This is a genomic window from Limnohabitans sp. (assembly GCF_030158565.1).
Lineage (GTDB): Bacteria > Pseudomonadota > Gammaproteobacteria > Burkholderiales > Burkholderiaceae_C > Limnohabitans_A.
In genome coordinates this window covers 40,398-48,967 of record NZ_JAOASQ010000040.1, presented here as the reverse complement: position 1 = coordinate 48,967, position 8,570 = coordinate 40,398, and the positions used below count along the sequence as shown (strand labels likewise).

General features: G+C 60.2%; 8 protein-coding genes. 6 read left to right on the top strand and 2 right to left on the bottom strand.

Features of this window, described 5'->3' with window-relative positions; genetic code table 11:
* Together Q1W40_RS08895 and Q1W40_RS08890 are read left to right on the top strand one after the other, a co-directional pair.
* Positions 1 to 248, top strand: a 248-nt coding sequence (locus Q1W40_RS08895) for a LysR substrate-binding domain-containing protein (protein WP_300711046.1), incomplete at its 5' end; no start/stop codon positions are given.
* A gap of 436 nt (positions 249 to 684) precedes the next feature.
* A complete protein-coding gene (locus Q1W40_RS08890) occupies positions 685 to 2,193 on the top strand; it encodes an FAD-linked oxidase C-terminal domain-containing protein (protein ID WP_300711045.1) in 1,509 nt (502 codons plus the stop codon).
* Positions 2,194 to 2,274: 81 nt separating this feature from the next.
* Here the strand turns inward: Q1W40_RS08890 and Q1W40_RS08885 are convergent, their stop codons facing one another.
* Complete coding sequence (locus Q1W40_RS08885) at positions 2,275 to 3,360, bottom strand: type I restriction endonuclease (RefSeq protein ID WP_300711043.1); 1,086 nt, start codon at positions 3,358 to 3,360, stop codon at positions 2,275 to 2,277.
* 182 nt (positions 3,361 to 3,542) lie between these two features.
* Here Q1W40_RS08885 and Q1W40_RS08880 point away from each other — a divergent pair, with 182 nt between their 5' ends.
* From Q1W40_RS08880 to fahA, 4 genes are read left to right on the top strand one after another with little or no spacing between them, the layout of a single operon-like run.
* Positions 3,543 to 4,013, top strand: a complete 471-nt coding sequence (locus Q1W40_RS08880) for a MarR family transcriptional regulator (RefSeq protein WP_300711041.1) — start codon at positions 3,543 to 3,545, stop codon at positions 4,011 to 4,013.
* A gap of 19 nt (positions 4,014 to 4,032) precedes the next feature.
* Complete coding sequence (locus Q1W40_RS08875; RefSeq protein ID WP_300711039.1) at positions 4,033 to 5,733, top strand: FAD-dependent monooxygenase; 1,701 nt, start codon at positions 4,033 to 4,035, stop codon at positions 5,731 to 5,733.
* Between the two features lie 10 nt (positions 5,734 to 5,743).
* Entirely contained in the window at positions 5,744 to 5,932 is a 189-nt protein-coding gene (locus tag Q1W40_RS08870; protein ID WP_300711037.1) for a DUF2783 domain-containing protein, read from the top strand.
* A 22-nt stretch (positions 5,933 to 5,954) separates the two neighbouring features.
* Positions 5,955 to 7,280 (top strand): fumarylacetoacetase, encoded by a 1,326-nt coding sequence (fahA, locus tag Q1W40_RS08865; protein ID WP_300711035.1) that lies wholly within the window; start codon positions 5,955 to 5,957, stop codon positions 7,278 to 7,280.
* A 90-nt stretch (positions 7,281 to 7,370) separates the two neighbouring features.
* On the opposite strand, the gene Q1W40_RS08860 is transcribed toward fahA, so the two are convergent.
* The gene (locus Q1W40_RS08860) at positions 7,371 to 8,504 is read right to left on the bottom strand and encodes a CaiB/BaiF CoA-transferase family protein (RefSeq protein ID WP_300711033.1); all 1,134 of its coding nucleotides are present in this window, start codon (positions 8,502 to 8,504) and stop codon (positions 7,371 to 7,373) included.
* Positions 8,505 to 8,570: the final 66 nt, after the last annotated feature.

Sequence of the window (8,570 nt, the reverse complement as noted above, 5' to 3'; positions counted from 1 at the left end):
CCGAACCGATCGACGGCTCGTCCTTCAACGACATCGGCCTGATGTGCGACGCCGCCGCCCAAGGCTTGGGCATCGGCCTGATCCGCACCAAGCTGGGCGCGCCTTGGCTGGAAAACGGCCAGCTGGTGCGCCTGTTTGACCGCAGCGTGCCCAGCCCCCACGCCCACTACCTGTGCTGGCGCACCGGCACCATGGAACGCTGGGAATGCGCGACCTTCGCCGACTGGCTCAAAAGCGCGCTGGCCTGAAAGCCAAAGCGGCCACTTGAAGTGACCGCCCCATTGGGTGCGTCATGCGTGGATACGCCATGAGTGGATGCGATGTACGCGGATGTGTCATTTGTCATGCGTCATATATGAACGTGTCATACCGGGCTTGACCCGGTATCCAGGCTGTTGGATTCAAGCGCGCATGGGTGCAGGGGGGCATGGACCCCGGATCTTCGTCCGGGGTGACAACCTACCACCTACCACCTACCACCTACCACCTACCACCTACCACCTACCACCTACCACCTACCACTTGCCACTTGCCACTTGCCACTTGCCACTTGCCACTTGCCTCGGCAAGAGCAACAGCAACAGCAACACCAGGCTTAAATTCACAAGTCCCTTAAAGATTCTTCAGCCCTCTGCGACGGGCTTGGGCGTACAGTGGAGGCCTTCTTTCAAGGTCTTGCATGCCATGAGCGCCCACACCCCTGCCGAAACACAGCAACTGACTGCCGCTGAACGCGCCGAGCGCCAACGCACCGTGGTGCAAGCTCTGGGCCGCGTGTTGCCAGCGGACGCCATCCTCTATACCCCTGAAGACACCACACCGTATGAATGCGACGGCCTGACCGCCTACCGCGAGCGGCCTTTGGTGGTGGCCTTGCCCGAGACCGAGGCGCAGGTGCAAGCCGTGCTCAAAGCCTGCCACGCCCTGCAAGTGCCGGTGGTGGCACGCGGCGCGGGCACGGGCTTGTCGGGTGGGGCCATGCCGCACCGCCTGGGCGTGACGCTGTCGATGGCGCGCTTCAACCAAATCAAAACCGTGGACCCGATCAGCCGCACGGCCATCGTGCAATGCGGCGTGCGCAACCTGGCCATCAGCGAGGCGGCTGCTCCCTACGGCTTGTACTACGCGCCCGATCCGTCCAGCCAGATCGCCTGCACCATCGGCGGCAACGTGGCCGAAAACTCGGGCGGCGTGCACTGCCTGAAATACGGCCTCACAGTCCACAACGTGCTCAAAGTCAAAGGCTTCACCATTGAGGGGGAACCGATCGAATTTGGCAGCGACGCGCTCGACACCCCAGGCTACGACCTGCTGGCCGTGCTGGTGGGCAGCGAGGGCATGCTGGCTGTGACGACGGAAGTCACCGTGAAGCTGGTGCCCAAGCCCCAGCTGGCGCGCTGCATCATGGCCAGCTTTGACGATGTGCGCAAAGCGGGTGACGCCGTGGCCGCCGTCATTGCGGCAGGCATCATCCCCGCCGGTTTGGAGATGATGGACGGCCCCATGACGATTGCGGTGGAAGACTTTGTGCACGCCGACTACGACCTGAGCGCGGCGGCGATTTTGCTGTGCGAGAGCGACGGCACGCCCGAAGAAGTGGAAGAAGAAATCGGCCGCATGAGCGAAGTGCTGCGCGGCTGCGGCGCGACCGCCATCACCGTGAGCCGCGACGAAGCGCAGCGCATGAAATTCTGGAGTGGCCGCAAAAACGCCTTCCCCGCCTCGGGCCGCATCAGCCCCGACTACATGTGCATGGACTCGACCATTCCGCGCAAGCGTCTGGCCGACATCCTGGAAGCCATCTCTGAGATGGAAATCAAATACAGCCTCAAGTGCCTGAACGTGTTCCACGCGGGCGATGGCAACCTGCATCCGCTGATCTTGTTCGATGCAAATGACGCCGACCAGTTGCGCCGCTGCGAGTTGTTTGGCGCCGACATCCTCGAAACCAGCGTGGCCATGGGCGGCACCGTGACAGGCGAGCATGGCGTGGGCATCGAAAAAGTGAACAGCATGTGCGTGCAGTTTTCAGCTGAAGAAAACGAGCAGATGTTCGCCGTCAAACGCGCCTTCGACCCGCAAGGCCTGCTCAACCCCGGCAAGGTGATTCCGACGCTCAACCGCTGCGCCGAGTACGGCAAGATGCTGGTGCGGGCAGGGGCGATCAAGCACCCGGAGCTGGAACGCTTCTGAAAATCACGGGATCAATTTCCAACTTTAAATTGTCAAAAGGCCTCGCAAGGGGCCTTTTGTTTTGATCATTTTCAGCGTCACTCAAGGGTACATCAGCACAGTTGCTTTGAGTTGCTCGGCATATTTAAAGATGTCATCAACGCAACTGAGATCAAAAACTTCCACTTCTTTATCCTTGTTAAACACCGCCAATCGCAATCGATTCGAGTTGTTAAACATGAGGCGACACAAAGGTTTTCGATTGTTATCGTCCAACAAGACGGCGCAGTAACTTTGGGCGTCACGCATTGTGATGCGCTTGGGATCAACTGTTTCCCGCAAGATGGCCTTGACGCTATGAAACCCTTCAAGTTCTTGTGCCGTCGTGACGATCGGATCTTGAGTCGTTTCAGTTTTCGTTTTATCTTCAATTTCCACAGGCGATGATTGGATTGAATTAGAACTCGTCGTTTCTGGCGTCATTGCGCCTTTCAATCTTTGATTGATCTTTTCACCGATGAACTGATCAATCGCTTGTTTAACGACCGTGGCAAATTGGTCCTTAATTGCCGGCGTAAATCTCTTTCCAGAAAGAAGATCAGTCACCAGCAACTTCACGAACTCATCCGACGGATTTGCTACAAGTTCTGTCAACTTGGCATTAACGCCCCGAACGTACTTGAGTTGGTTCGCTGTATTGAGAATGTTGTCAAGGTCATAACTTGCTTTGGCAAATTTCTTCAGCTCATCCAGATCTGATGCCTTGTAGCTAAGAATATTGAACTCAAAAAAGGGCTGCTTGTCCATCACATTTGGCTGCTCCAAATCCGTGAAAAATCGATAGTTCAGTCCATTCGTTAGCACGGCGAAACGAGCCGCTGTTACATGGAAGTAGCGAAATAATTGACTCGCATGATTGATGTTCAAGTCTCCGCCTGCTTTTTTGCACTCAAAGATGATGGCCGGCTTGCCTTCATTCAAAATGGCATAGTCGACTTTTTCCCCTTTTTTAGTGCCTATATCTGCAACAAGTTCGGGCATAACCTCCATGGGATTGAACACGTCGTAGCCCAACGCCTGAATCATCGGCATGATCAATGCGTTCTTTGTAGCCTCCTCAGTTTGGAGAAGTTCTATGGTTGTCTCTGCACGTGAAGCAATGACTCTGATTCGATCAATGAAGTCCATACATCCTCAAATAATTTTATTCATAAGAACTGAATTTTATGTTCAATAGACTTAATTTGAATTTATAAAACTCGAAAGAAGACCAGCCCAATTTGAACTCCGGCATCAGCAACGAGCCACTCATAATTAGTTGCGCGCGCAACCAACTACCCCTACAATCCGACCAAATACCAATTTGGTCTATGAGTACTCGCGCAACACCCACACTTTCTGTACAGACAACCGATACGCTCGACCGCACGCTGACCTACCGCCTGCACCAACTGCACAAGCTGACCGATGCGGACAGCCAGTCGGTCTATCCGGAGCACACGGGCCTGTCGATGAGCGATGGTCGATGCCTGACCACGATCGGCACGTTCGAGCCTTTGTCGGTCAAGGCGCTGGCTGAGAAAGCCAACCTGAACAAAGGCCAGGCCAGCCGGGCTGCGCAGGCGCTGGTGGACCAAGGTCTGGTGCGCAAGGAAGACCGGCCCGACGATGGCCGTGGCGTGGTGCTGACCCTGACGCCTGCCGGGCGCAAGGTTTTCCGACGCGCCATGGCCATGATTCACCAACGCAACGAAGACATCTTTGGCTGCCTGACGGAAAAAGAACAAGCGACTTTGAGCGGCATGTTCGACCGACTGATCTCGCACGCACGCCCCCGCTGACACACCTGGACGACACCCCATGCACACCCCCACCACAGAAGCCCGTCCTTCGATCTATTACCAGTACGAGGTTTTCAAACCCTGGCTGGCCTCAGCACACCCTGCGCAAGACAGAAAGAAAGTCGTGATCGTGGGCTCTGGCCCTGCGGGCATGGTGACCGCACTGGAGCTGGCCCGCCACGGCGTGCCCAGCGTGGTGCTGTCGGCCGAGTTGCAGCTCTCGCAAGGCAGCCGGGCGATTTGCTTCACCCGCCGCTCGATGGAAATCCTGCAACAAGTGGGCGTGGCTGACCGCATGACGGCAGGCGGTTTGCCCTGGCGCTTTGGCAATTCGTTTTACAGGGGCCAACGTGTGTTCCGCATGGAAGCGCCGCACGACCCGGACGACCGCTTCTTCCCGATCATCAACGTGCAGCAGCAGTTCATGGAGGAGTACCTGCACGACGCCTGCAAAGCCAACCCGCTGATCGATTTCCGCTGGGGCAACAAGCTGGAAAAAATCGACCAGAAAGACGGCTACGCAGTGCTCGAAGTGGACACGCCCGAAGGGCCGTATGCGCTGGAGAGCGACTGGGTCGTGGCCGCTGATGGAGGGCGCTCGGGCATCCGCAGCGCCATGAACTTGCAGATGGAAGGCGCGTCCTACGAAGGCTTTTTCGTCATTGCCGACATCAAGATCGACCTGCCCTTCCCCACCGAGCGCCTGGCCTTTTTTGACCCCGACTGGAACCCCGGCAACACCATCTTGATGCACCGCGAACCGAACGGCATCTGGCGCGTGGACTACCAGCTGCCCCCGGGCGAGACGCCCGAAGAAGCGCTGCGCCCCGAGTCGTTCAAGGCACGCATCGACGCACAGCTGGCCATGATCGGGCATGCGGGAGCCAAGTGGGAAATGGACTGGTCTTCGGTCTACTCGGCTCGCACGCTGACCCTGCCCGACTTTGTCCACGGCAGCGTGATCTTCACGGGCGACGCGGCCCACCTGTTGCCCATCTTTGGTGTGCGCGGTGCCAACACCGCGTTCCAAGATGCGCAGTCGCTGGGCTGGCACCTGGCCTTTGTGGTCAAGGGTCTGGCAAGCCACAAGCTGCTGGCCAACCACAGCACCGAACGCGTGGGCGCGGCACGCGAGATCATCACCGAGGCGGGCAAAAGCACCCGCTTCATGGCGCCGCCCAGCCCCGGTTTCAGGCTGCTGCGCGATGCGGTCTTGTCGCTCTCGCTCACCCAGGAATTTGTGCGACCGCTCTACCACTGGCGCACCTCGCGTCCGCACGAGTACACCCACTCCATGCTCAACAGCATGGGCGACGACAACGGCTTGTTCAAGAGCGGCCCGGCGCACGGCGCGCCACCGCAAAACGTGCGCTTGGGTGCGAACGACTTTTTGCTCGACCACCTGGGCGGTGGTTTTGACCTGCTGTACTTCACCGACACCGACCTGCCTGAGTCGCTGCAACAAGTGATCAAGATAGCGCGTGCGAAAGGGATGCCCTTGAAGGTGATCGCGGTCGGTGCGGCCCAGCCTGTCGCAGGCGCAGACAAACACTTGCCCGATACCGACGGCCACCTGCGCGCGCGTTACGGCGTGCCCGTGGATGAGAGCGGAAACGGCGCAGCGTATCTGCTGCGCCCCGATCAGCACATCTGCGCCCGCTGGCTGACGCTTGACACCACACGCCTGCAAGCCGCCCTGAACACTGCCTTGCCGCAATAAGGAAAACACCATGACCGACAAGCAACTGACCATTGGCGGCCTTGAAACCGTCTACGATGCACTGGCCACCGCCATCGACCAGGCGGGGCCCGACAAGGCCCAGCTGTTTCTGGTGAAACTCGCCTTGCTCCAGGCCAACGCCCTGGGCGATGAAGCGCAATTCCAGCAGCAGGTCAACGCGGCCCTGCAAGACCTTTGAACAACAAAACAAGGAGACACCCATGAGCCCCTTGAACGAAACCCACGACCCTGCGCTGACAAGCTGGCTCGCCTCGGCCAACATGCCAGGCACCGACTTCCCCATCCAGAACCTGCCGTTTGCGGTGTTCCGCCGCAAGGGCTCATCTGAAGCCTTCCGGGGCGGCGTGGCCATTGGCGACCAGATCCTGGACCTGGCTGCAGTCGCCAAGTCGGGCGTGCTGACGGGGCAAGCCGCTGCCGCCGCGCAAGTCGGTGCACAAGACAAGCTCAACGCGCTGATGGCGCTGGGCATCAACGCCTGCAGCGCGTTGCGCCTGGCCCTGTCGCGTGCGCTGCGTGAAGGCTCTGCCGAGCAAGCCGCCCTGCAAACTTGCCTCGTGCCGCAAGCCGAGGCCGAATACGACGTGCCCGCCCGCATCGGCGACTACACCGACTTCTACACCTCGGTCTACCACGCGACGAACATCGGCAAGCAGTTCCGCCCTGACAACCCGCTGTTGCCCAACTACAAATGGGTGCCGATTGGCTACCACGGCCGGGCATCGAGCATCGGCGTGTCGGGCCAGCAGTTCCGACGCCCTGTGGGGCAAACCATGCCGCCTGGCGCAACCGAGCCCTCGTTTGGCCCCTGCAAGCGGCTGGACATTGAGCTGGAGCTGGGCATCTTTGTTGGGAGTGGCAATGCCTTGGGCGAGGCCGTGGACATGAACGAAGCCGAAGACCATGTGTTTGGCATCTGCCTGCTCAACGACTGGTCGGCACGCGACATTCAGGGTTGGGAATACCAGCCGCTCGGGCCCTTCCTGGCCAAGAACTTCGCATCCACCATCTCGCCCTGGGTCGTCACGCTCGAAGCGCTGGCCCCGTACCGCGTGGCCTTCACCCGCGCAGAAGGTGACCCACAACCCATGGCCTATCTGGACAGTGACGCCAACCGCAGCGGCGGCGCTTTTGACATCCATCTGCAAGTGGGTCTGCAAACGCCGCAAATGCGCGCTGCCGGTCAGGCCGACGCCAGCATCTGCCGCACCAGCTACCGCCACGCCTATTGGACGGTGGCGCAAATGCTCACGCACCACACCGTGAACGGCTGCAACCTGCAGCCGGGCGACCTGCTGGGCAGCGGCACCCTGTCCGGCCCCACGCTGGACCAAGCGGGCGCCCTGATCGAGCTGACCACAGGCGGCAAAAACCCGATTGCGCTGCACAATGGCGAGCAACGCACCTGGCTGGAAGATGGCGACAGCGTGGTGCTGCGCGGCTGGTGCGAGCGCGAAGGCGCGGCCCGCATCGGCTTTGGCGAATGCGTGGGCACGGTGTTGCCAGCGCGGACGATCAAGGGCTGAGATCGCTTGTCGGGGCTGAAGCCGCCGGCCTACGGGGGGGCGTAGGCCGGCGGCTTCCGCTCCGACACATCAGAATCATCGCCAACAGGCTCAAGCGGAAGCCTGATCTCCTTGCGGTAAAAACTCGGCACGAATGGCTGGGCCGTGGGCATTGAGCTCGGGTGCTGGTGCGAAGCTGTCACCGTCCCACTCCACACCCCAAGGTGATGCAGGCACCAGCACGTCACGCCCGTGCACGGGCATGTGGCGGGTGCGCAACTGCGAATGCTGAATCAGGTCGTGCACAGAATTGACCTGTCCGAACGCGGTCTGCGCTTCAGCCAAACGGTCCACCACAAGTGCGCTGGAGAGGCTGCCAAACACGTCAGCCACCAAGCTGTCCACAAACTCACGGTGCTCGACGCGGCTGGCATTGTTGCGGCAGCGCGCATCCTCCAACAGATCGGGATGGCGCAACACCAAGCGGCAGAAGTCGGCCCACTCGCGCTCGTTCTGGATCGAGATCACGATGTCACGGCCATCTGCGCAGGTGAAAGACCCATAAGGCGCAATCGTCGGGTGCTTGAGGCCCACGCGTTCAGGCGCTTTGCCGCCGTAGCGTGCCTGCAGGTAGGGCACGCTCATGAGTTCGGCCGCCGAGCCGAACAAGGACACCTTGACCGCTGAGCCCTTACCCGTGCGCTCTCGCTGCATCAGGGCTTGCTGGATGCCTATCAGGGCGTTCATGCCAGCCGTGATGTCACACACCGACACACCAATGCGGCCCCACTCGCCGGGAGCGCCGCTGACGGACACCAGACCGCTTTCTGCCTGCACCAACAGGTCATAGGCTTTGAGGCCATACAGCCGACCCTCGTCACCATAGCCGCTGATGTCGCAGGTCACCAGCATAGGGTGGCGCGCGCGCAAGGCGTCGGACCCAATGCCCAGACGCTCGGTGGCGCCAGGGGCCAGGTTCTGGATGAAGACATCGGCCTGAGCGAGCATGCTTTGCAGCAATTGCAAGTCGCCTTGTTCCTTGAGGTTCAGGGCCACCGACTCCTTGCCGCGGTTGATCCAGACCCAGTACGACGATTCACCATGCACTGCGCGGTCATAGCCGCGTGCAAAGTCACCTTCGGGTCGTTCAATCTTGATGACCCGGGCCCCCGCATCGGCCAAGCGGCTGCTGCAATAAGGCGCCGCCACGGCCTGCTCCAGGGCCACAACCAGAATGCCATCCAAGGGGCGAGGGGGGTGACTCGTTGATGGGTGGGCGGTTGTACTGCGCATGCTGGCTCCGTGATGACT

Bases quoted from the DNA above. Each gene is read 5' to 3' on its own strand.
- Q1W40_RS08890 (WP_300711045.1), top strand. From the start codon at position 685: ATGAGCGCCCACACCCCTGCCGAAACACAGCAACTGACTGCCGCTGAA.
- Q1W40_RS08885 (WP_300711043.1), bottom strand. From the start codon at position 3,360: ATGGACTTCATTGATCGAATCAGAGTCATTGCTTCACGTGCAGAGACA.
- Q1W40_RS08880 (WP_300711041.1), top strand. From the start codon at position 3,543: ATGAGTACTCGCGCAACACCCACACTTTCTGTACAGACAACCGATACG.
- Q1W40_RS08875 (WP_300711039.1), top strand. From the start codon at position 4,033: ATGCACACCCCCACCACAGAAGCCCGTCCTTCGATCTATTACCAGTAC.
- Q1W40_RS08870 (WP_300711037.1), top strand. From the start codon at position 5,744: ATGACCGACAAGCAACTGACCATTGGCGGCCTTGAAACCGTCTACGAT.
- fahA (WP_300711035.1), top strand. From the start codon at position 5,955: ATGAGCCCCTTGAACGAAACCCACGACCCTGCGCTGACAAGCTGGCTC.